Here is a 24,466-nt window from a genome sequence, read left to right as displayed (position 1 = left end):
TTAAAGGGCTGTAAGAAGCAGCTGATTAATCTGTTCTAATGACATATCACGAGGATTTGTAATCATGCAGGCATCCTCAAGAGCGGTCATCCCTATGGGGTCTATCATTTCTTGCGTAATGCCGACATCACTTAAACTCTTGGGAGCTCCAATATCCTGGGATAATTCCCTTACGAAGTGTATGGCTGCCATTCCTGCTTGCTGCTCTGTCAATGCCCGTGTATCGATGCCCATGATGTCTGCAATCTCGCTGAATCGCCTTGGTGAGGCAATTCGATTGAAATCCATGACATGGGGAAGGAGTATCGCATTGATTTCACCATGCGGAAGGAGGTATTTGCCGCCTAAGGCATGTGAAATGGCATGGGCAGCTCCCAAAATGGCGTTGGAAAAAGCCAGTCCAGCCTGCAGGCTCGCCATTGCCATCGCTTTTTTTGCTTCCTCATTATGCCTGGATGCAACAGAGGGGCGTAAGTGGCGGGAAACGATGAAAAGCGCGTTTTTGGCTTGTACATCTGTCAAAGGCGTCGCAGCGATTGAAACATAGGATTCAATGGCGTGGGTTAAAACATCCATTCCCGTAGCTGCGGTCAAATCCGGTCCCAAGGTGGTTAAGGTACCAGGGTCGACTATTGCAATATCGGGGACAAGTGATTTTGAAATGATCGTCATTTTTTTCTCGCGGAATGAATCGACGATCACAGAAAACTGAGATACTTCCGAACCCGATCCTGCAGTGGTCATGATCATCACCATGGGTGGGAGGGGTGAGTGGACTTTATCAACACCTTCATAATCACTGATGATGCCGCCATTCGTTACTAAAAGGGCTATCCCTTTGGCGACATCCAAAGCACTGCCTCCTCCCAAACCGATGATGGCATCACATTCTTGTTCTTTAAATGCCAAACAGCCGGCTTCGATCTCCCTGTCCTTCGGATTGGTCGTCATTTCAATGAAGGTAGCAAAAGCAAGGCCTGCATCTTGGCAGGATCTAATGACTTTATCTAACCAGCCAGCATTAGCAACCCCGGAGTCGCTGACTATCAGCGCCTTTTTGGCACCCAACCGCAAGCAGGCCTCGCCAGCTTGTTCAATCGAACCTTTTCCAAAAATAACTTCCGGCATCACGAATTTAGTTATCGACATTTTTGCGCCTTCTCCCTGTAAAAATTCTATCTCTTCTGTATTATTTTCCCGAAAAAGAGCGAAAATCCTGTTTGGATTCCAGGTATTTTTATATAATATGACAAAATATAGAATGATAGATAACTTTTGGCACTGGTTAAATCTCCTATTAATTTCTTTAATTTGTAAATTCGTTACTTTAGATCTGTCTGAATAGGGATAAACCTACCTAGTTAGTATTCTCTATGTATTGTAAAATTATGGGGGAATCTATTGAACTGGGAGGCAATCTATGAAAAAACAATTTCTATCGGTAACCTTAATCGCGGCATTGACACTCGGGACAGCCGGACCAACCACCGCCTTAGCAACACCACATTCATCGCCGGTGCTATCTGCGCCATCCACGGATAAGCAAGTCATTAAAAGGATCGATGCCGATAAAATCTACAAGAATATTGAATACCTCTCACAAACACCTCGGGTGGCGGGGACGGATTCTGAGTATAAAGCCGTCCAATTCATCAAAAAGCAATTCAAATCTTATGGATATAAAGCCGATATCGAAGAGTTCAATTTTTTATCTTATACAGACCCAAATCTGGTCGAACTGTCCGTTGCCGGATTTGATGGGGAAATCCAAGCGAGCCATTTAACCTATTCAGTTAATGGGGACCTATCCGGTGAAGTTGTATATGCCGGTTTAGGAACGAAAGAAGAGCTAGAGGAAACCGACGTTTCAGGGAAGATTGCCCTTATACAAAGAGGGAGCCTCACTTTTGCAGAGAAAGTATTGAATGCAGCAGAAAAAGGGGCAGCGGGAGTCATCCTATTCAATAATGCAAATGGGGAATTAAACGGGACTCTCGGAGAGGATAATGACAAGTATATTCCATCTGTCACGATAACCAAAAAGGATGGAGAAGCCCTGCTGGAAAAATTGAATGCCGGAGTTAAATTGACAGCATCATTAAAAATCGAAGGAGCTTATTCCGAAGAAAAAACCTCTTATAATGTAGTGGCAACGAAAAAAGCAACAAAGAACAATAAAGCAAAAAAGAGCGATATTATTTATATTACTGGACATCATGATTCCGTAGCAGGAGCACCCGGAGCGAATGATGATGCATCAGGAACATCCGTCACCCTTGAACTTGCGCGTGTTCTGAAGAATCTTCCTACAGATACGGAAATTCGCTTCGTCACCTTTGGAGCCGAGGAAAATGGATTGCTAGGTTCACAGCATTATGTGAACAACCTTTCTGATGATGATATCAAGCGGACCATTGCCAACTTCAATCTCGATATGGTGGGAAGCAGGGATGCCGGAGATTTGGTCATTTTGACTAATGATGGAGAAATGAACCTTGTAACCGAGCTGGCCCAGGCATCAAGTACAAGACTGAATGGCGAGCCGACTCCATATGGACAAGGCGGGAGAAGTGACCATGTATCCTTTGCGGAGGCTGGGATTCCCGCTGCTTTATTCATCCACAGTCCATCAGAGCCTTGGTATCATACTCCTGATGATACCATTGATAAAATCTCAAAAGAAAAGCTTCAAGATGTTGCTGAAATTGTCGGCACCGCCGTCTATGATCAAGCTAAAATCGAAGCTAAAAAACTTGATCCAAATCATAAAAAAGGGAAAAAGGTGAAAGTTCCGCATTTATTTGACGAAAAGGAATTCAAATAAAGCAGTAAATATTTAGAGGGTGCAGCTTGCACCCTCTCTTTATGTTTAAAAATGGAAAACTAGGGGTAAAAGGTCTAATCTGGAAATCGTGCCTATGAGATGAATTCCCTAAATACCTAGCATAAATAGCTTATTTATCCCTATTTAACTCTAAGACTATAATCCTTATAATAAAAAATATGAAAAATATGACAGTCTACATAATGAGAATAGTATGTTTGAGGTGATTTTTTAAGTGTATGCAAATTCATTGAGTGAAATTCACTCAGCCCTCTCCAGTAAAATGTCCGATGTGAATGAAAAAATCAATCGTTTGGAGCAGGCAAAAAGACAAATCAAAGACGAACAGAATGCTTGTCTGGGGGAAATTGCTAAAATTAAAAATCCGGATTTGGCAAAAAGCTGGACGGGAAACCGTGCAGAAGACTTTCAAGATGCCCGCAGTGATGCATACAAGGCAATGTCAACGATCATTCATGATGATTATGACGACTATCAAGAGAAAATCGACGGTAAAATCATGATGCTTAATATAGAAAAAAAGGCTTTGAGTGCAGCAGGCACCATAGCACATGAAGCGGATGTTCTTTTAGGTAAAGGGGAAGCCGTCATAGATCAGTTGGAAAGTAAAATATCATATTTAAAAGGGTGGTTGTTTTAATGACGACAATCAAACTGAATCATCCTGCCGTAACGAAGCAAGTCGATCAGGTGAAGACGGCACTTGGTACAGTCACGCTTGGAAATTTGCCGGCAGGCGAGCTTGGCAACAATAAATTGGAATTCACCTCGAAATGGATCGACCGGGAAACGAACCTGGAGAAGGTCTTCGAGCAATATATCAAAATCGTCCAGAAAAATGTGGAAGATACCCGTGCCAACATTGACTTATTAAAAGAACAGGATGAAGCATTCGCCCATACGTCTTCACATGGGTATCCTACGCGATGAAAATATATGAAGCCAAGACATTAACGGCCGCAACCAAGTCGCGCGCCAAGCAATATGAAGAACTAAAGAAGGAAGTCGCAGCCCTGAAAAAGGAATTTCAGGGCATCGTCGGCTTGGACAACGAGTTTCAAGGAGCCGGTGCCGCCGCCATCAAAAGCTTCTATGAAGCGCAAATCGAGGTTGCTGACGCCTGGATGGAACTATTCACGACCCAGATCAGTTTTTTGGAAGGCATTCCGGCCAGTCTGGAAGAGGCGGACCTCTCCGGAAATACGGTGGTCGAGGTTCCCTTTTTAGATGGGGAAGTCTCGAACGGCATCAACCAAGCGAAGTCGCTTGTCGATGAACAAGCGAACGATCTCCAAAGGATCCTCGACAGCATTGACGATATCCTGCCTCTTGATATGTTCGACCAAAAGGAATTTAATGAAAAAATCACGCTGGCCGGACAAAGGCTGGATGACACCGTGACAAAGGTAGAGAATGTCGACCGGCAATTGGTCGAGGAATATGATGTGTCCGTCGGGCAGGAAAACGTGGCCGTTGGCCTCTTCCGCGCCTTGCTTGATGCCACCAAACAGGACGGCAACGTTTCGCCGATGACCTTCAACCAATCGGCCTTCAAGAATAGTGACGTCTATCAAGTGAAGGATGAAGTTGCCGGTCAGATGAAAGACTATCAGACCTTCAAAAAGCAACAAGCTGAAGCCCGGAAAATCGAACGCGAAATGGAAGAACTCGAAAACCGCCCATGGTACGAAAAAGCCTGGGATACGACAAAAACCTTTACAGGGGAATTCACGGGATATTATGATTCAATCAGGGCCTCAACCGGAGTCGATCCAGTAACGGGCCGCAAGCTGTCTGATGCTGAAAGAATCGCCGCCGGCGCCATGGCAGCCGCTGGATTCATCCCCGTCGTCGGCTGGGCCGGCCGGGCCATCAAGGGTGGCAGCGCCATCTACAAAACCGCCAAAGGACTCAACGCAGCGAACTACGCGCTCGATGCCTATAAAACGACAAAAGGCTTTAGCCTCCTCCAGAAAACCGAATACGGAATATACGGACTCCTCGCAGCCAACGGCCTTGGCGAAGCGGCCACCGGCAAAGACATGTTCGGCAACCAGCTAACCGAGGAACAGCGCCAGAACGGCCTGTTGATGGCACTTGGAATCGGCGGTGTGGCTGGTGCGGCGAAGATCGCTGATAAAGTAGCAAGTGGTACAAAGTTCGTCCCTTACAGCAAGGAATTTGCGCAAAATCAGGTTCAGTATGCAAAAGCTACAATGACAGACATAGCGAGATCTGGAAAAGCCACGTTAAAAAATATAGGTGAAGAACTAGGTAAAAAAGAAATCCCTAAACGGATAAGTATGGAACAAGTATCCCTTGCAGGAGGACCAACCCTTCGCCAAGTTATGATGGAAAAGCAGACAATTAAGGAAGCCTATCAGAAATTTACGGTTAAGGATAGCAAAGTAGAGGGTGTTTCAGGGGAGAGTATTCCTAAGGGTACAGATAAAGGTCTTGAAACTAGAGGTTACAGACCAGAACCTGGTGAAAGAACAATGTCAAGAGAAGAGTGGAAGGCGCTGGATAGAGAGAGACGTATAGAGGTTAATTATCCAAAACCAATTATTAATGGTGGAAATTATGAGCTTGTCAAATCTAAACCCGAATATTATACTCCCGAGGGTGAAATTATTTGGCCCCCTAACCGTGGCGTATTAGGTGAACCCGAACCCATGATATTAAAGCCTGGCACAATTATTGATAGATTTGGTTATGAGGGTGGAACTTTTGTTTCACCGTATGGTGTTCCCTATGAAATGCGTGCATTAGCTCCTGAAACATATTTAAAACCTTATAAACTCTATGTTGTGAAGAAACCTATAGAAGTGCAGGCCGGGAAAATTGCTCCATGGTTTGATGAACCAGGTATGGGTGTTCAGTATGAACTCAACCAATCAGTAAAAAATTTTATAGAGCAAGGAATAATTGGAAGGGTAGGAAAGTAGTATGAAAAAAGAAGAATTACAACAAATGTTAATTAATGCTAATGTTCCAAAAGATTTATATAACTTAAATGGGGGATTACCTAATGAGGCATTTTGCTTAAATAAAGAAGATAATATTTGGGAAGTTTATTATAGTGAACGTGGTGTGAAATCACAATTAAAGAAATTTGACTCAGAAGATGAGGCATGTGATTATTTTTATAAAACAATTTTGGAACTTCTGAATTAATAGGATTTAGCATTAAATTAGAAAATTAAATGAAAAAGAAAAATTAGATAAGGTGGGCATACAGTATTGTAGGCCCACCTTTCGTCTGTTCAAAAATACTAAGGATTTGTAGTAAATACAATTATGGCAATTCAGAGTCGTGACTTTAAAACCTGGCTAATCATAGATAGATTCGGGTTGGAACATTTATTCACCTATCCGCTCTATATTAATATTGTGAGCTTGAACCCCGTACCCTTTTTAAACTGCAAAAGAAAAAAGAAGCTTTCTCATCTAAAGGTAAAACTATAATTCTGAAATCTCCTTTGAAGAATATAGTAAAATAATGAATTCTATTAAATGAAAATGAGGTTTTTAATTTGAATGGATTAACAGGTGATATTTTAGTGAAAGGAAAAATACTTAATGGAAATACAAATAAACAGGCTTTTTGTATAAATTTTCAAAATGAACTACTATCAAGCGATATACTGAATAATATGTTTGTTTTTAAAGACGCAATTATGTTAGATGGAATTTATTTTTGGGTTGTAGTTAATTTTCAAAATGATAAAGTTTCTCGTATTGAACTCGACAATGCTGATGAAAGTTTGGAAAATACTTACAATAATTGGGCTAATTATAAAGCTAAAAAAAAGAAAGAGATACATGATAAATGGGTAGAAGAGATATTAGGAAAACCAGATATTAAAAAAGGAGACTCATTAATTTATAATAGAGCTTGGGGAGAAGTCACTTCATTTGAAGATAAGAAAAGTGGACAAGTAGAGATCTGGATCAGTTATAAAAAATGACACAGGAAACCGAATGTTGCTAGAATAAAATAAAACCTTGAGTGGCTTAAAGCCATTCAAGGTTTTTTTATGAAATGGAAAAACATTATAGTGATTTTGTAGTATAGGTGTTAGTTTTTATAAAACAAAAGTGTTACTTTAATCAATCAGTAGTACATTGAATTGAGCAAGGAGTACTGAAGGTAAGAAAATGGTACTTAAACAAAAAGTAGGTGTAATGAATGACAGGCAGAAGAATGGTAGACAGATGGGAAGACGATAGTAAAAGTTTTTTGAGATTTAATCTAAAAAAAAGAATGTTACCAAGTCTGTATGGCGGTATTGTTGGAGACTTGCTTGGTGTTCCAGTTGAATTTAAAAAAAGAGGGACTTTTGCTATTAATGATATAACGGGATATGGAACCTATAATCAGCCGCCAGGCACTTGGTCGGATGATACTTCACTAACTTTATGTTTAATTGAAAACTTAATTGAAAAAAGCGATTCCGCGGAGCTAATGCAAAAATTCGTTCAGTATATGGAATCTGGCTATTGGACACCACATCATGAAATGTTTGATATTGGCAGAACGACCAGTGAAGCCATAACCAAGTTTAAAAGTGGAACGCCAGCAAAAGAATGTGGCGGAGATGCAATGTTTGATAATGGGAATGGGGCGTTGATGAGGATCGCTCCAGTGGCATTTATCCTTTTTAATAGCTTTAATTTCATTGAAAAAACCCAAACCATTAAAAAATATACGGAAGTTACCCATGCACATCCGCGTTCTGTAGTAGGTTCCATTATTTATGTCGAGTTTTTACTTAGACTTTATTATAATAATTCTCCTGAAGTTTCAAAAAGGGAAATAAAAGAACTTTTTGATGAGAATTTTGATAAAGATCATATATACCAAAAAGAGCTGCAATCCTATTCAAGAATTTTTGAGGAAGATTTCTTTTCATTACCACAAGAAGAAATTCAGTCAGATGGTTATGTGGTTCATACGTTAGAAGCAGCCATTTGGTGCTTAGGAAATTCAGATTCATTTAGCGAAGCCGTTTTAAAAGCAGTGAATCTAGGGGATGATACGGATACAGTAGGTGCCATTACAGGAACAATGGCAGGTATGTACTATAAAATGGACGACATTCCTAAAGAATGGCTTGAGAAAATCACAAGAAAAGAAGATATCGATGAATTAATCAAGCAATTCCATAGTTTTTGTGCAGATAAAGCAATTAAAGAAGAGTATGGGGATTGATGTAAATCCCTCATATGAACATAAAAAAACCCTTATAAAAGTCCTTTATAGAGTTTTTTTATGTCCAGAGTCCATTTTATGCTATGTTAAACGGGAAGCGAAGCAGTTTGAATTTAGGTGATGGAGAATTAAATAATGGAGTGAGTGGAAAAATGATTAGAAAAGGTGAGTATACTATCTATAATGGGAAAGAGTATAGATTCATAGAATCGGATACAGTGGGAGCTATTGAATTAATAACCAATGATAAAAAAGATATGGGCAATGGCTTTACTTATTATAAAAATAATATTTACACGAAAATAGTACGCGTAAATGAAGTTAAAGAATTATATTCTATTAATCCCTATGCTGTATATAAGGGAGAGCTGTTTCCAGCCAGCATCAGAAGAAAGAACAACTGGTAAAGTATTGTTGGTTACAACAAACACTGAACTTGCTAAACAGATGGGTTTTGAACGTACAGATAAATATATGTACTCCAAATCTGTGGAATGGGATGAAGTGGAGATAATCGAGAAGAGGAAGCCCTATTCAATAGATTAAATTTTCTCGTTTCAAATGCGATTTATAATTATTGCACTATATATAGGAGAATAAAATGGATATTAAGATGCAGTTAATCAATCAAATAAAAGTTGTAATAAATAATCTTGAAAATGATTATTATAATGAAATTACTAGCGGCGTTTTACAACTTATATATATAAGATATAAGAATGCATTGAAAGCATTGGAGAATAATAAAGATATAAGAGAATTAAATATATTTGGTGGCAAAAGGGCTTATATGGATAGTTATAGTGACTATCAAAATCCATTATTAGAAGAATTACATAAAGCTGAAAAATTACATAAAGAATTATTGAATACTTGATAAAGTTTGAAAATGGAGGAACCTATGATAAGAAAAGGAAAGTATGCAATGCATAATGGTAGCGAGTATAATTTTAATCTACTGGAAGATAAGTCTATAAGATTAATAAGTCATAAACAGGCTGATCTATCTCAAGGTTTCAAACATTTAGATGAAAATATCTATATCAAAAATGTTTCTGTAGAAGAGGTAGAAAATTTATTTAAGATAAATACAAAGGCAAAATATAAGGGAGAGTTGTTTCCAACATCAGAAGAAAGAAATACCGGAAAAGTATTGTTGGATACAACAAATACTGAACTTGCCAAAAAGATGGGGTTTGAACGAACAGATAAATATATGTACTCCAAATCTGTGGAATGGGATGAAGTGGAGATAATCGAGGAGAGGAAGCCCTATTTCATTAGATTAATTTCCCCATTAAAAAGCCCTTGAAGTTAAGGGCATTTTTTATGAGGGTTATTTATCAAACTAAAGGCAACGATTCAGCCCCAGTTGAGCTAGTAATGACAGTATTATTCCGTTGCAATATCGGTCGAAGGTGCCTTGGTTATAACAGCTTAAGTAGAGCCTGCGCACCTGTTAGGATAAGCCCTATTATAAAACCACAGACCGCTCCGTTCACACGAATCCATTGTAAGTCTTTTCCTACACCATTTTCCATCATATCAATCAGTGTTTCATTGTCTAGCTTATCTAAATTTTCCTGTACAAGATTGCCGATCTGCGTATGATTTTTTTCAATGAGAACAGTAATTTGTTTCTGTATCCAATTATCGATGTGCGTGCTATTCTCTTTTATGTTGTCCAGTACGTGCTGAATCATTGGAGTCAGGTAAGTATCCATGAAATGCTCATCTTCTACGAAATCTAACGCATCTTGTTGAATTTGTTGTAGACTTCCCTTAATTGTTGCTTCTGGTTCCCATTTTGTCAGAAGTTGATTTTTCCATTTTTCAACTCCTTCTAACAGTTCCCGGTTATGGTTAATGCCTTGTATCTCTTTACGGATATATAAGATTAAAGCCTCTCTATTCGGTTCTTTCTCGTTTTGTAAATTATTTACGACACTTAATAAAAGGTTTTGTATGATATTCCCAAGTTTCTCTTCGTTAAGTAGACTTTGAATGGATTTAACGGCAAACTGAAGCATACCTTCCAGTTCAATCTTGCTGAGTATATCCATGGAAACAGTGCCAAGTCGCTGGCTGGTTTGTTTTTTTCTTAACCAATCTTCCGCTTTTTTCAAAACATGATCCAGAGCCTTCTTATCGAATTGTTCGTTAAGTAACTGTGAACTTACTAAATGAAGAATCTTGCCCATGTCTATGTTAGTAAGTGATGCTTCAATTTTTTTTGCAACGAAAGGTGTAATCTTTTCTATATCTATATAACAAATCAATTGCTTGATAAGTTTAATCAGGACTTTTCTAAAAGTATCACTTTGTACCTCTTTTACTAAAATGGGGATCAATTTTTCTGTAAAAGGAATATGTTTTACTTTGTCTTGAATACTTTCCTTAGAAAGCCAGTCATTTTTTAGCATCGAAACAAGTGCATTTGTCATTCTTTTACGATTGTTGGGCAAAAGCGCTGTATGGGGGATCGGTAATCCGAGCGGGTGCCGGAATAATGCAGTGACTGCAAACCAATCGGCTAGACCACCAACTAATCCTGCCTCAAACCCTCCATGTAATAAATCCAGCGGCAACGTACCTTGAAATGGAGTGGTTGCAATATAACCCGCCCCCATGATCATTAGTGAATATTTAGCAATTTTTCTTGACGATTTTATTTTTGGTGACATTATATTCCTCATCCTTAAAATGATATTCAATTACTATAACCCGAATCATTAGCAAATTTTATAACTTACTTTTATCTAGTAGTATAGCAGGTAGTTCAAAAAAATACTCCCAACAAGGGCAGTCAGTTCATCTATCGGGGAATGGGGAAATCTCCTATTAAGTATGGAAGCTTAAAATATGCAATATGAATCGAACCCACAATCATTGATATTTTCCTTTGAATTTCAAAGATGAGGATGGTTGATTCACAATAAAAAAAGCCGATTATTCAATCGGCTTTTTTTATTCATCCAACGATATTATGATACGTCTGTTTTTATCGAATTATTTGTCCCTGCATTTTTATCTTTCATGCGACTGAAAATAAAGGCTAGAACGGAACCTGATATATTATGCCAAACACTGAAAATGGCACTAGGTACAGCGGCCAAAGGCGAGAAGTGGGCTGTTGCTATAGCTACACCTAGACCAGAGTTCTGCATACCAACCTCCATTGCGACAGCTTTCTGTTTCGCTAAATCCATCCCGCATAAACGAGCAAAGAAAAAGCCGAGAAGAAAACCAAGAACATTATGAAGAACGACGACTGCAAAAATGAGCAAACCTGTTTTAGCCAGCTGTGCTTGGCTGCCTGCCACTACGGCAGATACGATCAGAACGATAGAAATGACAGATACTAGAGGCAGAGCCTTTGCCCCAGCTTCTGCCTGTTTACCGAAAAACTTTTTAACAATGAATCCAAGCATCAGTGGGATGATCACCACTTGAATGATGGAAATGAATAATGATCCAATACTGATATCAACCCATTTACTTGCAAAGAGCAAAATAAGCAGGGGAGTTACGATAGGCGCTAGAATAGTGGAAACAGAAGCAATGGCAACTGCAAGCGCAACGTTTCCTCTCGCAAGAAACACCATGACATTGGAAGCTGTTCCACTAGGGCAGCATCCTACCAAAATAACCCCAACAGCCACTTCTTTGGGCAAATCGAACCCTAATGCTAATACAAATGCCAATAATGGCATAATGATAAAATGTCCTGCTACTCCTAGTGCCACTTCTTTCGGACGTCGGAAAACTTCTTTAAAATCCGCTGTTGATAATGTAAGTCCCATGCCAAACATGACAATTCCTAATAATGGGACAATATAGGCTCCAATCCATATAAATTTATTAGGCAAGATATACGCAATAACTGCAAATATAATGACCCATAAGGTAAACGTTTTACCAGCAAATCCGCTGATTTTCTCTACTACTCCCATAGTGACCCTCCTAGATGTTTTAAAATAAAACAATTATAGTTTATATTCAGAATATTTTAAACCTTTTTTTAAAAAATCATTACATTTTTAAACAGCCTTTTGGGTATTTTCATTATGGACAGTCATATTGAAAACGATGATTTTTGGAACTATAATTCTCTTCCGCTGAACTAGTGTGAATATGGATTTACTCTAGGAAAAAAGCGGACAGGGTTTTTAGAGATTCTATTCGCTTTTTTACTTTATCTTTTAATAAAAAATAAGAGGGTGCTGTATATTAGTGGCAAACTAGTTTATAAGGAACTGGTGATTTAATTAGTATTTGTTGTTTTACAGGATAAATTATTGCTATTGTAAGTTTAGCTAGGGCTATAAAAGAAGTGGAGATGTGGTTTCTTTGATACATATATTAATTGCGGATGATGATCGGCATATTCGGGAGTTGCTTAAATTTCACTTGGAAAAGGAAGGGTATATGGTATTCGAAGCGAAGGACGGGAATGAAGCTTCCTTGCTACTGGAGAAGGAACGGATCCATCTGGCGGTTGTCGATATTATGATGCCTTTTAAAAACGGACTGGATCTTTGTAAGGAAATCCGGGATCAATATGATCTGCCGGTCATTTTATTGACAGCTAAAGATCAACTTATCGATAAGGAAAAGGGGTACTTTGCGGGTACGGATGATTACCTCGTGAAGCCGTTTGAGCCAAGGGAACTTCTATTTCGGATAAAAGCGCTATTGCGAAGGTACCGTATGGTGAATTCTGAGTCCATCTCATTGAATCAAACTGTGATTGACCGTAAAAGTTACGAAGTGCGAATAAAGGGGAATACGCTGCTCCTGCCGCTTAAGGAATTTGAGCTGCTGGCTCAGCTGGGGAGTTTTCCTGATCAGGTCTTTACGCGTGAGCAGCTTATTGAATTGGTGTGGGGTGCTGATTTTGAAGGGGATGATCGGACGGTTGATGTCCATATTAAACGGTTAAGGGAACGTTTTGCCGGTCGGACCGATGATTTTGTCATAACGACAGTCCGTGGCTTAGGTTATAAACTGGAGGTCAATAAGAAGTGAAAACACTTTATTTCAGGATTGTTATTCAAACCATTTTGATCATGGTGCTTGCTAGTGTCATCGCTTTTTTAATTTCCAATGTCTATTATCATAAGGTTCAGAAACCACACAATGGCGAGAAGATAAGCAAAGTTGCTGGTGAAATCGTCTCTTTATATGAAGAAAATCCAGGTCAGGATATTGATGCGTATTTAAATCATATAGCAGGATTGCACTATCAAATGTATTTATTTAATGAGCAGGGTGAAGGGACTCTATATGGGGAGCCGTTTCGGGAAACGAGTTTGGATTCAGACACGATTTCAGGAGTTTTGAACGGGAAAACCTATCAAGGGATAGCCAATTATAATAATGGGTTATTTATTACCGGATTTTTTGAAGATGTATTAGTTAATAGCATTGGGGTCCCAATTAATGTGGATGGCGAGAAATATGCATTGTTTGTAAGGCCGAATATAGAACTGCAGTTTGGAGAGTTCCGCTTTTACCTTTCTGTTTTGCTCGTACTTACGCTCCTGCTCAGTTTTTTATTTGTTATTATTAACACGCGTTTCATTGTAAAGCCAATTACGAAATTAACAGAAGCCACAAAAAGAATCGCTGATGGGGATTATAGTAGTGAATTGAATGTTACCCGCAGTGATGAAATTGGGGATTTGGCTCAACATTTCTCGAAAATGACTCAAAGCATACAGCGGTTAGATGATATGAGACAGGAATTCGTTTCAAATGTTTCTCATGAAATTCAATCTCCGCTAGCATCTATACAAGGTTTTTCTCAAACCCTTCAATCGGAGGAATTAACAAAGGAACAAAGAAATCAGTACTTGTCTATTATTGAAGAAGAGAGCCGGCGTATGTCCTTGTTGAGTAAGCAGCTCCTAATGCTTGCTTCCTTGGATAAAGAGGATGACCCGCTGCAACGATCTAGTTTTGATTTAGCACAACAAATAAGGCAAGTGATGTTCATGCTGGAATGGAATTGGCGTGAAAAAGATATGGTGATTGAAATGGATTTACCATCAACCATCATTTCTGCTGATGAGAAACTATTAAAACAAGTATGGACTAACTTGATAACCAATAGTATTAAATACTCTGATACCGGTAGTTCGATTGTTATTCAAATCAAGAAAATAGATGGCATTGTAGAAGTGAAGATTGCGGACACGGGTATGGGAATTCCAGAAGAAGACCTCCCTTATATCCTTGATCGCTTTTATAAAGTCGACAAAGTGAGGAACAGGAGTGAAACAGGCAGCGGATTAGGACTTTCGATAACGAAGAAGCTGGTTGAACTACATGGCGGAACGATTGAAGTTCAAAGCGAACTTGGCAAGGGGACCACTTTTTATATCCGGTTGCCCCTTATGTAATCATTTGTTCATCTTCCATTCATAATGATTGTTTACAATCGGGTCATACCGATTCAAGTAGGTCTTGATCGGTAAACAAAAGGAATGGGAGATGAAATGATGTTTTTAGCAATACGTGAACTAAAGCATTCAAAGTTACGTTATCTGCTGATTGGACTGATCATGGTATTGGTCGCTTTGCTTGTCTTTATCATTTCAGGATTAGCTAATGGACTTTCTTCAGATAATGCTTCATCCATACAAAATATGAAGGCCGACTATTTCGTTATGGAGCATGACTCTAAAAATAAATTGAACCGATCAATCATATCCATGGAAAAGCTAGATGAAATCCGGGCTTCATCTGATGTTAAAGCAGCCGAAGGACTTGGGCAAATGATGATCACATTGAATAAAGTAGGCTCATCGGAGAAAACGGATGTCACCATTTTTGCGACCAATGCCAGTGGTATTTTAGCACCGAAGGTAATAGAAGGAACGAACTATGACAATAAGAAACAAAGTGAAGTAGTTGCAGAACGTTCTTTAAAAGAAGTGGGTTATAAATTGGGTGATTCACTTAAAGATGATCTATCAGGTAAGGTTTTCACCATTGTTGGTTTTACTGAAAAGCAGTCTTACAGCCACTCACCGGTAGTTTACATGAATGTTAAGGGGTGGCAGGAGATTAATCCTGCATTGAAAAATCAAGAGAAAGATTCAATCAGCACCATAGCCTTGCAAATGGATTCGAAGGCAGAAGAAAATGTACGTGAATCATTGCCTGAAGGACTAACGCTCATTTCGAAAGAAGAATCACTTCAGAGTATACCAGGCTACAAAGAGGAACAGGGTACGTTGACGATGATGATTGCCTTCTTGTTTGTCATCGCAGCTTTCGTTTTGGCTGTATTCTTTTATGTGATTACCTTGCAGAAGACGAATCAATTTGGAGTCCTTAAAGCACTCGGGGCCAATACGGGCTACCTGGCAAAAAGTATCGTTGGTCAAGTAATGCTGCTTGCCGTGACATGCATAGCCATCAGTGTTGCCCTGACATATGGCGTCACGTTAATCATGCCAGAAGGAATGCCATTTGAATTGAGTGCCGATTTGGTCATTAAATATTCTGTGTTACTTTTGGTTGTATCCGTATTGGGTTCGCTGCTATCACTATACCGAGTAGCGAAGATAGATGCGATCGAAGCAATTGGGAGGGTATCATGATGGGGGATAAACTATTATTTGAAAACGTCAGTAAGATTTATGGGGAAGGCGATAATAAGGTGACAGCCCTTGATAATATTTCCCTGAGTGTGAGAGCGGGGGAGTTCGTCGCCATCGTGGGTCCTTCAGGTTCAGGAAAAAGTACTTTTCTTTCGATAGCAGGTGCGTTACTATCTCCGAGCAAAGGTCGCTTACTGCTGAATGATGAGGATATTACAACACTATCCCCAAAAGAATTGACTCGAGTGCGCCTTGAAAAGATTGGGTTTGTATTCCAATCGTCGAATCTTGTGCCATATCTCACCGTACGAGATCAGCTTCTGCTACTTTCTGAACTGGTTGGCAAGCGAGATAAAAAAACTGTGAAAAAAGCGGACGAATTGCTTAGCCACCTTGGACTTGGACATCGGGCAGGTCACTTGCCGGAAGCACTGTCGGGCGGTGAACGGCAGCGTGTAGCCATCGCCCGTTCGCTGATGAATGATCCAGAAATCATTTTAGCGGATGAACCAACCGCAAGTCTTGATTCCAAAAGAGGCAGGGATGTTGTTGAAATGCTTGCTCATGAGGTGAAGTCAAGAAATAAAGCGGCCATCATGGTAACGCACGATGAAAGAATGTTAGATTTATGTGATAGAGTGGTCAATATTACGGATGGCAAGGTTTTTGGATGAAGTTATAAAACACACTCTCATGAGTTGATCAGTAAATGGTCGCCGCCTTTCCAAAGGAATTAGGAGAGGCGGCGGCAGAAATAGCTAGAATTGGAACCTGGTCAATCAGGCCTGCAATTATGTATAGTATTTTGCTTGTATCCCAGAGTTATCTTCGGATTGATCATATTTTTTTATCTTAAAGAACAAACAGTGATAGGTTGCTTTCACACCTAATTCATTTCGATATTCTTTGTCATATATGTTGATTAACTCTCGAAAAAAGGAAGGGCGCTGGCAGTAGTTTTCTTTGTTGCTGTTAGCCGCACCAATCTTTTTAATTGAAGTGAAGAATTCACGTACTGTCTGAAAGTACTCCAGTTCAAGCTTTTCCATTTTTGTTATCTCGATTGGAACTGCTGATGAAAAAGAGATTGCTTTTTCACAAACTTTGGATAATTCTTCTAGAGAATAAAACATTTGACCTGGTGAACTATCAATGGCTAGCTGAAGCTTGTCCTTCGCCTGTTCATATGACAAATGAAGCTCTTGAAAGGTATCTATTCCGAACGTTGAAAATATGAGGCTTCCTTCAGCCGTTAATCGTGTAAACAGTTTTTCAAGGGTTGCAGGAAGATCATTCAGCCATTGAAACGTTGCATTGGAAATAATCAAGTCGTAATTTTCATTAAGCGCCATTTCTTCGATATCAGTACATAAAAATGTAACACGTTCTTCATCTGTCATTCCTTTTGCCAATTCGACCATTCCTGGTGCCAAATCAACAGCCGTAATAGCGGCGTTAGGGAATGTTTTGACGAGTAACCTGGTTAAGTAACCAGTGCCGCAGCCAATTTCAAGAATATTGATTACATGGTTGGTGTTTATTTTAGGAAGCAAATCCACTAATTGTTTTGCCATGTTTTTTTGAACATTGGCATACGCATCATATGTTTTCGCATGTTCACTGAACCGCTTACTTAACAATCGTTTATCAATCATGAAAGTACTCCTTTTGAATAAATGTTTTTATATGCTGCATACATTCCTGTGGTCTTGTGAAAAACGGAGTATGGCCAGCGCCTTCGATAATATGAAACTCGGCTTTCCCACCCAGGTTTTCTTTTATGAAAGATGAGGCTTCGAGTGGACAAATGTTGTCTTCCCTCCCATGAAGCAATATAAATGGGGCTTCAATCCGGTCGAGTCTTGCTCTAGCATCTTTATGAAGTAAATAATCCAAGCCAATAAGAAGCGAAAACACATCATCTCCATGAAACTCGCTTTGAATTGTCTTGATGAATTGATGATATAAACCTTCTTCTTTTTCGGCCTCGGAAAACATCGCTTCATAGAAAGAAGCCAAAGTCTTCTCTTTATTGCGCTGTAGTTGTTTCTTCATGCGCTCGACCATTCGTGGATCCCAGCCAAATGAATAGTTCTTTCCTGTTATAAACCGACTTGTTGCACCAAAAAGGATAAAACCTTTTATTTTTTCTCGATACGAACTTGCAAGTTCAAGTGATACTAGTGATCCTAATGACCAGCTCAGTATATAAACTGGACCATCGATGGAAGCGATTTTGTCTATGACTCTTTCTTCAAATTCATTTAGTGTTTTCATATCTCTCCATTCTATAAATGAAAGGTGAAATACATCTGACAGCGGTTTGATTAACGGTTCAAACGCACCTTTTTCCATTCCCCAGCCAGGAAGCATGACTAAATTCGGCTGTTTCATTCAATAACACCCATTTCTTTTCCAATGATTGAAATCTTTTCAACTGCCCAATCAAGATCTTTTTTATCGTGGAGAGCTGTTACGGTAAACCGGATTCTTGCCTCATTTTCAGGAACGGTCGGCGGCCTGACAGCAATAGCTGCAATTCCTTCTTTCTGCATACGTGCGGCAAATTCCATCGCTTTTTCGTTTTCCCCGATGACGATAGGAACAATTTGTGATCGACTTCCGCAAATATTAAACCCGTTATATGTGAGTTCTTCTCTAAAGTGTTCTGAATGTGTTTGGAGCAGTGAGCGGCGTTCTGGTTCTTGCTGTACAAGTTCAATCGCTGTTGTTATGGCACCGAGAATGGCCGGGGGAAGTGCAGTTGAATAAATGAATCCGCGCATGCGATTTTTTAAATAGTCGATTAGCCATTTTTTTCCGACGACATAGGCACCGAATGAACCGAGCGCTTTACTGAATGTTCCCATTTGGATATCTATTTTATTTTGAAGTTGGAGATGACCGGCATAACCTTCACCGTTTTTACCGTAAATGCCGCTTCCATGTGCTTCATCTGTCATTAACATTGCGTTATAACGTTCCTTTAACCGTACGAGGTCTTCGAGATAAGCAAAGTCACCGTCCATGCTGAAAACTGTATCCGTCACGATTAATTTACGTGCTTCAATTGGTGCTTTTTTTAAAAATGCCTCTAAATGATCTAAATCATTATGACGATAGCGTATATGCTTTGCACGGCTTAAAAGAGCTCCATCGACAATGCTTGCATGATTCAATTTATCGCTATAAATAATATCGTTTCGGGACAGCAGGGTGGATATAATACCAAGGTTCGCATTATATCCACTGTTGATAATAAGTCCTGCCTCGGCTTTCTTCCAATCGACAAGAGCTTGTTCCGCTTGCTCGTATAGGGGATGATTGCCAATAATTAAACGTGAAGCTGTTGCTCCTGCACCATATGTATGTATTGCATCCACCATCACCTTTTTCAGCCGCTCATCCCCTGCATAACCTAAATAGTTATTAGAAGCTAGATTTAGCATCCTGCACCCATTGATCATAAGCCATGGCTGGTCGGCGAATGCCGTCGATACAAGTTCACGTTTTTGCGATATCTCTTCTAAATAAGCCAGTTCTTTCTTTATTTTTTCTTCCCAACAAGGTAATTGTTTTTCACTGTGCATGCCCATTCTCCTTTTTTATATGTTAACTAAAATAAATATAGGTTAACATATAAAATATTCTAATCATGACTCAATGAAACTGTCAAGCTTTGAAAAGGGACTGATAATAAATTAATAATCCAATCTGGGAGTAATCAAAGGTCAAAAAAATTCACTTATCAAAAGCGTGCTGATTGGTTTTTTGAACCAAGTCGAGGAACATGAAACTAACATAAAAATAAGTTTAAGGAGAAGGAGGCTAATGATGTTTGATTGGGCAGCGGCTTTGTTAAGCTAATGTATAAAAGAGCTTAGTGAAAATTAGTGCCTTTGTATGTATTAAGCCCGTTCATTGAAGATAATCTAACTTCCAAGGTAGTCTTTTTGTTAAACCTTCAAATCTTTGAAGGATTAAATGGAATTCCATGTTACTATAGAGCAGTGAAATTACCGAATTCACATTAACCATTACATAAAGGAAGGGTAATAAATATGAAAAAGATTTCTTTAGATGTTTTCTTTATATTAATAGGAGCTTTTATTTTCGCTTTGGCAATAAATCTTTTCGTCATTCCCAATGAACTTGGTGAGGGGGGAGTCACGGGGATAACCATCATTTTATTTTATCTTTTTGAATGGTCACCAGGGCTGTTAAGTTTGATCATTAACGCTTTCCTGCTCATCGTCGGTTATAAATATTTGTCGAAAATGACAACGGTATATACAATCATAGCCGTTGCATTTAATTCACTTTTCCTTCATTTAACCGAAAGTTGGACGATATCTTCAGATGAATTGGTCATCAATGCGATATTTGGCGGGGTTTTTGCCGGTGCAGGAATTGGCATGATCATTCGTGTTGGAGGCACTACTGCCGGTACGACGATACTGGCCCGGATTACGAATAAGTATTTGGGATGGAGCTTAAGCTATGGACTTCTGTTTTTCGATTTAATCGTTGCGTTCTCATCTTATTTCATTATTGGTGCAGAAGGCCTGATGCTCACTATCCTTATGCTTTATATTGGAACAAAAACGATGGAATTCATCATTGAGGGATTGAACCCGAAAAAAGCGATTACCATCATTTCAAATGAAGCGGACCAGATTGCAAAACAAGTAACCGAATTGATGGACCGGGGGGTCACTGTTTTTAGCGGTCATGGATACTATACAAAAGCATCCAAGGATATTTTATATATCGTTATAAGTAAGCAAGAGGTACTAAAGTTAAAGAGAATAGTGAAGGCGACGGATAGCAATGCTTTTATAGCCATACATGATGTTAGGGACGTATTTGGTGAAGGATTCCTGGATATCTCGAAGTCCTGAAGCGAATTATCGCGAGGCATATATGGTATATGCGAATGAAAAGGCCTATTAGGCTTTTTTATTTTGCATTGAAAAAAATCTGTAAATTCCTAATATTTTGTTATATTATGTAAGTAAGAAAACACACAACCTGAGGAGTGCAGCCATTAAATGTGGAGGTGTCCAAGATGATCCTTTTAAAAGTGGATGACAGAAAGTTCGGGAAAAGCAATATCAAGTACAGTGTCGTTGATAAGGAAACGAATGAATTGATCATTAGCGGTGTGTTTAAAGAATTTGGACAAGCAAGCGATAAATATTATGAATTGAAGGATGAATACGGTTCATCCAATGTGAAGATGATATTGAAGTGATAAGAGGGGGACCGACGGGTTTCCCTTTTTTCGTAGGTAATGCCACGAATGAAAATGGCCCGTACAATAAATAATCGGATAAAGGAATAATCATAGGTTTCTGAATCATATAATTAGGTTAAGAGAGTTCTTAACATCCTTTTTTTACAATATACTACAATTTTATTGTAAAGTATGGAATTTGGTGGTAATATAAAGCGCATAAATGTAAACGTTTGCAAAGGGTTTTGTGAGGAGGTGATGTAAAAGAAGTACGATAGACTATGATTTTTGTAGAATGAAAGGCTTTTATTTTACTATTTTATGCAAACGTTTTCTTAAAATTGCATGAATCTTATGAAAAAGGGAGAGTCGGTAGGCATGAAACGTAAAAAATGGTACGGGGGAATTCTTACTGTTTTATTAATTTTTAGTGTGATTTTGGCTGGATGCTCTTCTTCAACTGGTGGAAACAGCGACTCAAAGGATGTCGTGACGCTGGATGTATTTCAATTCAAGGTAGAATTCAAGTCGCAATTCGAGGCATTGGCAAAACAATATGAAAAAGAGAATCCAGATGTAAAGATCAAGGTATCGACAGTTGGCGGCGGAAATGATTATAAATCAGCCATTACGGCAAAGTTCGCTTCAGGTGAGGAGCCGGCGGTCTTTAACATTGGCGGACCGGTAGATGTCGAACAATATAAAGATAGATTAACAGATTTAAAGGATACGAAGGCTGCTGCAGCAGCACTAGATGGCACTTTGGATGGCGTGAAAGAGGACGGGCAAGTCCTTGGACTTCCATTTAACCAGGAAGGATACGGCTTGATTTATAACAAACGGATATTTAAAGAAGCCGGAATTAATCCTGATGAAATTACAAGTTATGAAGCCTTAGAGGCGGCAGTTAAGAAAATGGATTCACAAAAGGACAAATTGAAAATCGATGCAGTTTTCGCTTATCCGGTCAAAGAGAAGTGGGTGACAGGAAACCATTTATCCAATGTTTTCTTAGCACCGGAGTTTGATGGGAATGTGTTAGAGGCAAGCAAGGCTCCAACGGTTAAATTCACGGATGGTGACAAGTTTAAACAACTGGTCGATATCCAAAATAAATATTCCGTCCAGCCGACAGCAAGCCTCGATTACTCCCAACAAGTGGAAGAGCTGTTCTCACTTGAAAAGGTTGCGATCATTCAGCAAGGCAACTGGGTGTATAACACAGTGTATGATATGGACCCTGAGTTAGCTGAAAAGGGAATTGGCATCATCCCGATTCCAAATGGAGACTCTGCAGGCATGCCGGTCGGCGTACCGAACTATTGGGCAGTGAACAAGAAATCGGATGAAAAGGTACAGGAAGCAGCGAAGAAGTTCCTCGACTGGATGTATACATCCGAGGAAGGGAAAAAAGCCGTTTTGGAAGACTTTAAATTCATTCCTGCATATGAAGGATATGATGTGGAAAAAATTGCCGATCCAATTTCAAAAGAAATTTATAAATACTCCCAAGAAGGAAACACGATTGGTTGGGTGTTTAATGGATATCCGGTTGGTTGGAATGATGATCTTGGGGCAAGTGTCCAAAAATACGTAACCGGTAAATTGACTTGGGAGGAACTTGTCCAACAGAACATTGAAAATTGGGAGAAGATTCATAGCAAATAAGTATTGGGAAATGCAAGTGACCGATCGGCATGAAAAGTGTGCCGATTGGTTGTTCCTTGTTATAGAAAAGTCGCATAGGGAAATTGCCTCGACAAGGGATTCATCAAATAACCCAGTCATGATCTAAAACCAATAACTATTAAATCATTTCAAGGAGGTCGGTTTCGTTGAGAAATCGGGATGCCGCATATTGGCTGTTTTTGACACCTGTTCTTGCTGCACTCATTTTGGTTGTGATCGTGCCACTCATCTACGGATTCTATTATTCCTTTACGAATTGGAACGGTTTAGGGACGCCGGATTTCATCGGTCTTAAGAATTATATAGACTTGTTTACGGATAAAGGGTTCCTTGATACATTTTGGTTCACCATTAAATTTTCCGTAGCGGCAATTGTGGTAATCAATATCATCGGATTAAGTTTGGCTCTCATCGTGACTTCGAAAATTAAATCAAGCAACATACTGCGGACAGTTTTCTTTATGCCCAATTTAATTGGCGGCTTGATTCTCGGCTTTATTTGGCAGTTCATTTTTATTAAGGTCTTCGGTGCGATTGGTGATTTGACTGGGATCGAAGCATTTAATGGATGGTTATCAACGACTGATACAGGTTTTTGGGGATTGATCATTTTAACATCATGGCAAATGGCCGGATATATCATGATCATTTATATTGCCTATCTGCAGGCTGTTCCTGAAGACTTGATCGAAGCGGCAAAAATTGATGGAGCTAACAGCTTCCAGCGCTTTCGCCATATAACTTTTCCACTAGTGGCACCTGCTTTTACCGTCAGTTTGTTTTTGACGCTTTCACACTCGTTCAAGATCTATGATCAAAATCTTTCTTTGACGAATGGAGCTCCCTATAATTCAACTGAAATGGTTGCGATGAACATTGTAAAATCGGCCTTCACCGAAAACGATATGGCATATGCACAGGCAAAAGCCGTTATCTTTTTCGTGATCGTGGCGGTCGTTTCGCTGACACAAGTCTATTTCAATAAAAAACGGGAGGTTGAGCTGTAATGAGGGGAAAATGGAAATTGTGGCTAATTGGATTCATCGGATTCATTTTGGCCATATTATGGCTCACTCCGTTTTATTTAATGCTTGTAAATGCCTTTAAAATGAAACGGGATATATTTGCCGATACACTGGGACTGCCTGAAACCTGGACATTCGAAAACTTCACTCAAGCTTTCGAGCAATTGGATTTCCTCCGGACTTTATTCAATTCTTTATTGATATCGGGCGTCAGTGTAGTCATCATCATCATTTTTTCTGCGATGGCAGCATACGCTCTTTCCCGAAACAAAAGTAAAATAAGTTCCCTTCTTTTCTTCGTGTTTGTAGCAGCCATGCTAATTCCGTTTCAGTCTGTGATGATACCGCTCGTTGCCCAATTCGGACAGCTTGGGATGTTGAACAAGGCCGGACTGATTTTCATGTATTTAGGTTTTGGCTGCAGTCTTTCCATATTCTTATATCATGGTACCCTAAAAGGGATCCCCATCTCACTTGATGAGGCAGCAAAGATTGATGGTGCTAACCGGTTTCAGGTATTTTGGTATATCATATTTCCATTATTAAAACCGATGTCGATTACAGTTGGTATCTTAAATGTCATTTGGATATGGAATGACTATTTGCTGCCATCCCTTGTTATTGGCGGAGCGGGATCGGAGACCATTCCGCTTAAATTATTCTTCTTTTTCGGTCAATATACGAAGCAATGGCATCTTGCCTTGGCTGGACTTACTTTATCCATCATTCCAGTCATCATTGCGTACTTTTTTGCTCAGAGGCAAATTATCAAAGGAATTGCAGATGGAGCCGTTAAATAACTATTTAAATATAGGGAATATTAAACCATGTGCGGTGAACGGGGAG

At 39.3% G+C, this 24,466-nt stretch carries 25 protein-coding genes; 19 read left to right on the top strand and 6 right to left on the bottom strand.

What is annotated here, in order from left to right; all coding sequences use genetic code 11:
* Window positions 1-1,149, bottom strand: coding sequence for an iron-containing alcohol dehydrogenase (locus FNK51_RS05865; RefSeq protein WP_141992729.1), 1,149 nt, complete (start codon window positions 1,147-1,149; stop codon window positions 1-3).
* Window positions 1,150-1,420: 271 nt separating this feature from the next.
* Between FNK51_RS05865 and FNK51_RS05860 the strand changes: the two genes are divergently transcribed.
* From FNK51_RS05860 to FNK51_RS05815, 10 genes are all read left to right on the top strand, one after another.
* Window positions 1,421-2,824: a M28 family peptidase gene (locus FNK51_RS05860; RefSeq protein ID WP_141992728.1), complete on the top strand. Its 1,404-nt coding sequence runs from the start codon at window positions 1,421-1,423 to the stop codon at window positions 2,822-2,824.
* A 235-nt stretch (window positions 2,825-3,059) separates the two neighbouring features.
* A complete protein-coding gene (locus FNK51_RS05855; protein ID WP_260398000.1) occupies window positions 3,060-3,485 on the top strand; it encodes a DUF5082 domain-containing protein in 426 nt (141 codons plus the stop codon).
* A complete protein-coding gene (locus tag FNK51_RS05850) occupies window positions 3,485-3,775 on the top strand; it encodes a YwqI/YxiC family protein (RefSeq protein ID WP_141992727.1) in 291 nt (96 codons plus the stop codon). Before FNK51_RS05855 ends, FNK51_RS05850 begins: the two co-directional genes overlap by 1 nt.
* The gene (locus tag FNK51_RS05845; RefSeq protein WP_141992726.1) at window positions 3,772-5,793 is read left to right on the top strand and encodes a T7SS effector LXG polymorphic toxin; all 2,022 of its coding nucleotides are present in this window, start codon (window positions 3,772-3,774) and stop codon (window positions 5,791-5,793) included. Before FNK51_RS05850 ends, FNK51_RS05845 begins: the two co-directional genes overlap by 4 nt.
* Window position 5,794: 1 nt before the next feature.
* Complete coding sequence (locus FNK51_RS05840; protein WP_141992725.1) at window positions 5,795-6,022, top strand: hypothetical protein; 228 nt, start codon at window positions 5,795-5,797, stop codon at window positions 6,020-6,022.
* Window positions 6,023-6,381: 359 nt separating this feature from the next.
* Window positions 6,382-6,816, top strand: a complete 435-nt coding sequence (locus FNK51_RS05835; protein ID WP_141992724.1) for a hypothetical protein — start codon at window positions 6,382-6,384, stop codon at window positions 6,814-6,816.
* Window positions 6,817-7,037: 221 nt separating this feature from the next.
* Window positions 7,038-8,060 (top strand): ADP-ribosylglycohydrolase family protein, encoded by a 1,023-nt coding sequence (locus tag FNK51_RS05830; RefSeq protein WP_141992723.1) that lies wholly within the window; start codon window positions 7,038-7,040, stop codon window positions 8,058-8,060.
* A 107-nt stretch (window positions 8,061-8,167) separates the two neighbouring features.
* Window positions 8,168-8,467 carry a hypothetical protein gene (locus tag FNK51_RS05825; RefSeq protein WP_141992722.1) on the top strand — a complete coding sequence of 100 codons (300 nt, stop codon included), beginning with the start codon at window positions 8,168-8,170 and terminating at the stop codon, window positions 8,465-8,467.
* 194 nt (window positions 8,468-8,661) lie between these two features.
* Window positions 8,662-8,937 (top strand): hypothetical protein, encoded by a 276-nt coding sequence (locus FNK51_RS05820; protein WP_141992721.1) that lies wholly within the window; start codon window positions 8,662-8,664, stop codon window positions 8,935-8,937.
* Between the two features lie 24 nt (window positions 8,938-8,961).
* Window positions 8,962-9,372, top strand: coding sequence for a hypothetical protein (locus FNK51_RS05815; protein WP_141992720.1), 411 nt, complete (start codon window positions 8,962-8,964; stop codon window positions 9,370-9,372).
* Between the two features lie 115 nt (window positions 9,373-9,487).
* Here FNK51_RS05815 and FNK51_RS05810 read toward each other — a convergent pair whose 3' ends face one another.
* Complete coding sequence (locus tag FNK51_RS05810; RefSeq protein ID WP_141992719.1) at window positions 9,488-10,744, bottom strand: DUF445 domain-containing protein; 1,257 nt, start codon at window positions 10,742-10,744, stop codon at window positions 9,488-9,490.
* A 300-nt stretch (window positions 10,745-11,044) separates the two neighbouring features.
* A complete protein-coding gene (locus FNK51_RS05805) occupies window positions 11,045-12,013 on the bottom strand; it encodes a bile acid:sodium symporter family protein (RefSeq protein WP_141992718.1) in 969 nt (322 codons plus the stop codon).
* Between the two features lie 397 nt (window positions 12,014-12,410).
* Between FNK51_RS05805 and FNK51_RS05800 the strand changes: the two genes are divergently transcribed.
* The 4 genes from FNK51_RS05800 to FNK51_RS05785 all read left to right on the top strand — a co-directional run bounded on the left by FNK51_RS05800 (window position 12,411) and on the right by FNK51_RS05785 (window position 16,344).
* Window positions 12,411-13,088 (top strand): response regulator transcription factor, encoded by a 678-nt coding sequence (locus tag FNK51_RS05800; RefSeq protein WP_141992717.1) that lies wholly within the window; start codon window positions 12,411-12,413, stop codon window positions 13,086-13,088.
* Window positions 13,085-14,464, top strand: coding sequence for a sensor histidine kinase (locus FNK51_RS05795; protein WP_141992716.1), 1,380 nt, complete (start codon window positions 13,085-13,087; stop codon window positions 14,462-14,464). Before FNK51_RS05800 ends, FNK51_RS05795 begins: the two co-directional genes overlap by 4 nt.
* Window positions 14,465-14,563: 99 nt before the next feature.
* The gene (locus FNK51_RS05790; protein ID WP_141992715.1) at window positions 14,564-15,670 is read left to right on the top strand and encodes an ABC transporter permease; all 1,107 of its coding nucleotides are present in this window, start codon (window positions 14,564-14,566) and stop codon (window positions 15,668-15,670) included.
* Window positions 15,667-16,344, top strand: coding sequence for an ABC transporter ATP-binding protein (locus FNK51_RS05785; protein ID WP_141992714.1), 678 nt, complete (start codon window positions 15,667-15,669; stop codon window positions 16,342-16,344). Before FNK51_RS05790 ends, FNK51_RS05785 begins: the two co-directional genes overlap by 4 nt.
* A 117-nt stretch (window positions 16,345-16,461) precedes the next feature.
* Here the strand turns inward: FNK51_RS05785 and bioC are convergent, their stop codons facing one another.
* The 3 genes from bioC to bioF are packed head-to-tail and all read right to left on the bottom strand — an operon-like array spanning window position 16,462 to window position 19,260.
* Window positions 16,462-17,325 carry a malonyl-ACP O-methyltransferase BioC gene (gene bioC, locus FNK51_RS05780; RefSeq protein ID WP_141992713.1) on the bottom strand — a complete coding sequence of 288 codons (864 nt, stop codon included), beginning with the start codon at window positions 17,323-17,325 and terminating at the stop codon, window positions 16,462-16,464.
* The gene (locus FNK51_RS05775) at window positions 17,318-18,064 is read right to left on the bottom strand and encodes an alpha/beta fold hydrolase (RefSeq protein ID WP_141992712.1); all 747 of its coding nucleotides are present in this window, start codon (window positions 18,062-18,064) and stop codon (window positions 17,318-17,320) included. Before FNK51_RS05775 ends, bioC begins: the two co-directional genes overlap by 8 nt.
* Window positions 18,061-19,260: an 8-amino-7-oxononanoate synthase gene (gene bioF / locus FNK51_RS05770; RefSeq protein WP_141992711.1), complete on the bottom strand. Its 1,200-nt coding sequence runs from the start codon at window positions 19,258-19,260 to the stop codon at window positions 18,061-18,063. Before bioF ends, FNK51_RS05775 begins: the two co-directional genes overlap by 4 nt.
* A gap of 471 nt (window positions 19,261-19,731) precedes the next feature.
* Here bioF and FNK51_RS05765 point away from each other — a divergent pair, with 471 nt between their 5' ends.
* From FNK51_RS05765 to FNK51_RS05745, 5 genes are all read left to right on the top strand, one after another.
* Complete coding sequence (locus FNK51_RS05765; protein ID WP_098370417.1) at window positions 19,732-20,571, top strand: YitT family protein; 840 nt, start codon at window positions 19,732-19,734, stop codon at window positions 20,569-20,571.
* Between the two features lie 167 nt (window positions 20,572-20,738).
* Window positions 20,739-20,924 carry a hypothetical protein gene (locus FNK51_RS05760; protein WP_063235290.1) on the top strand — a complete coding sequence of 62 codons (186 nt, stop codon included), beginning with the start codon at window positions 20,739-20,741 and terminating at the stop codon, window positions 20,922-20,924.
* A gap of 360 nt (window positions 20,925-21,284) precedes the next feature.
* On the top strand, window positions 21,285-22,574 hold the full coding sequence (locus FNK51_RS05755) for an ABC transporter substrate-binding protein (RefSeq protein ID WP_141992710.1): 1,290 nt from the start codon (window positions 21,285-21,287) through the stop codon (window positions 22,572-22,574).
* Between the two features lie 167 nt (window positions 22,575-22,741).
* Window positions 22,742-23,602, top strand: a complete 861-nt coding sequence (locus tag FNK51_RS05750) for a carbohydrate ABC transporter permease (RefSeq protein WP_098370419.1) — start codon at window positions 22,742-22,744, stop codon at window positions 23,600-23,602.
* The gene (locus FNK51_RS05745) at window positions 23,602-24,420 is read left to right on the top strand and encodes a carbohydrate ABC transporter permease (RefSeq protein WP_076370711.1); all 819 of its coding nucleotides are present in this window, start codon (window positions 23,602-23,604) and stop codon (window positions 24,418-24,420) included. Before FNK51_RS05750 ends, FNK51_RS05745 begins: the two co-directional genes overlap by 1 nt.
* Window positions 24,421-24,466: the final 46 nt, after the last annotated feature.

Source organism: Bacillus sp. B4EP4a (assembly GCF_006680105.1).
Taxonomy (GTDB): Bacteria; Bacillota; Bacilli; order Bacillales; family DSM-1321; genus Peribacillus; species Peribacillus simplex_E.
This window is presented reverse-complemented; position numbering and strand designations above follow the sequence as displayed.

Excerpts from the sequence above, each read along its gene's own strand:
- FNK51_RS05865 (WP_141992729.1), bottom strand. The coding sequence starts at position 1,149 with ATGTCGATAACTAAATTCGTGATGCCGGAAGTTATTTTTGGAAAAGGT.
- FNK51_RS05860 (WP_141992728.1), top strand. The coding sequence starts at position 1,421 with ATGAAAAAACAATTTCTATCGGTAACCTTAATCGCGGCATTGACACTC.
- FNK51_RS05850 (WP_141992727.1), top strand. The coding sequence starts at position 3,485 with ATGACGACAATCAAACTGAATCATCCTGCCGTAACGAAGCAAGTCGAT.
- FNK51_RS05845 (WP_141992726.1), top strand. The coding sequence starts at position 3,772 with ATGAAAATATATGAAGCCAAGACATTAACGGCCGCAACCAAGTCGCGC.
- FNK51_RS05840 (WP_141992725.1), top strand. The coding sequence starts at position 5,795 with ATGAAAAAAGAAGAATTACAACAAATGTTAATTAATGCTAATGTTCCA.
- FNK51_RS05830 (WP_141992723.1), top strand. The coding sequence starts at position 7,038 with ATGACAGGCAGAAGAATGGTAGACAGATGGGAAGACGATAGTAAAAGT.
- FNK51_RS05820 (WP_141992721.1), top strand. The coding sequence starts at position 8,662 with ATGGATATTAAGATGCAGTTAATCAATCAAATAAAAGTTGTAATAAAT.
- FNK51_RS05815 (WP_141992720.1), top strand. The coding sequence starts at position 8,962 with ATGATAAGAAAAGGAAAGTATGCAATGCATAATGGTAGCGAGTATAAT.
- FNK51_RS05810 (WP_141992719.1), bottom strand. The coding sequence starts at position 10,744 with ATGTCACCAAAAATAAAATCGTCAAGAAAAATTGCTAAATATTCACTA.
- FNK51_RS05805 (WP_141992718.1), bottom strand. The coding sequence starts at position 12,013 with ATGGGAGTAGTAGAGAAAATCAGCGGATTTGCTGGTAAAACGTTTACC.
- FNK51_RS05790 (WP_141992715.1), top strand. The coding sequence starts at position 14,564 with ATGTTTTTAGCAATACGTGAACTAAAGCATTCAAAGTTACGTTATCTG.
- FNK51_RS05785 (WP_141992714.1), top strand. The coding sequence starts at position 15,667 with ATGATGGGGGATAAACTATTATTTGAAAACGTCAGTAAGATTTATGGG.
- bioC (WP_141992713.1), bottom strand. The coding sequence starts at position 17,325 with ATGATTGATAAACGATTGTTAAGTAAGCGGTTCAGTGAACATGCGAAA.
- FNK51_RS05775 (WP_141992712.1), bottom strand. The coding sequence starts at position 18,064 with ATGAAACAGCCGAATTTAGTCATGCTTCCTGGCTGGGGAATGGAAAAA.
- bioF (WP_141992711.1), bottom strand. The coding sequence starts at position 19,260 with ATGCACAGTGAAAAACAATTACCTTGTTGGGAAGAAAAAATAAAGAAA.
- FNK51_RS05765 (WP_098370417.1), top strand. The coding sequence starts at position 19,732 with ATGAAAAAGATTTCTTTAGATGTTTTCTTTATATTAATAGGAGCTTTT.
- FNK51_RS05760 (WP_063235290.1), top strand. The coding sequence starts at position 20,739 with ATGATCCTTTTAAAAGTGGATGACAGAAAGTTCGGGAAAAGCAATATC.
- FNK51_RS05755 (WP_141992710.1), top strand. The coding sequence starts at position 21,285 with ATGAAACGTAAAAAATGGTACGGGGGAATTCTTACTGTTTTATTAATT.
- FNK51_RS05745 (WP_076370711.1), top strand. The coding sequence starts at position 23,602 with ATGAGGGGAAAATGGAAATTGTGGCTAATTGGATTCATCGGATTCATT.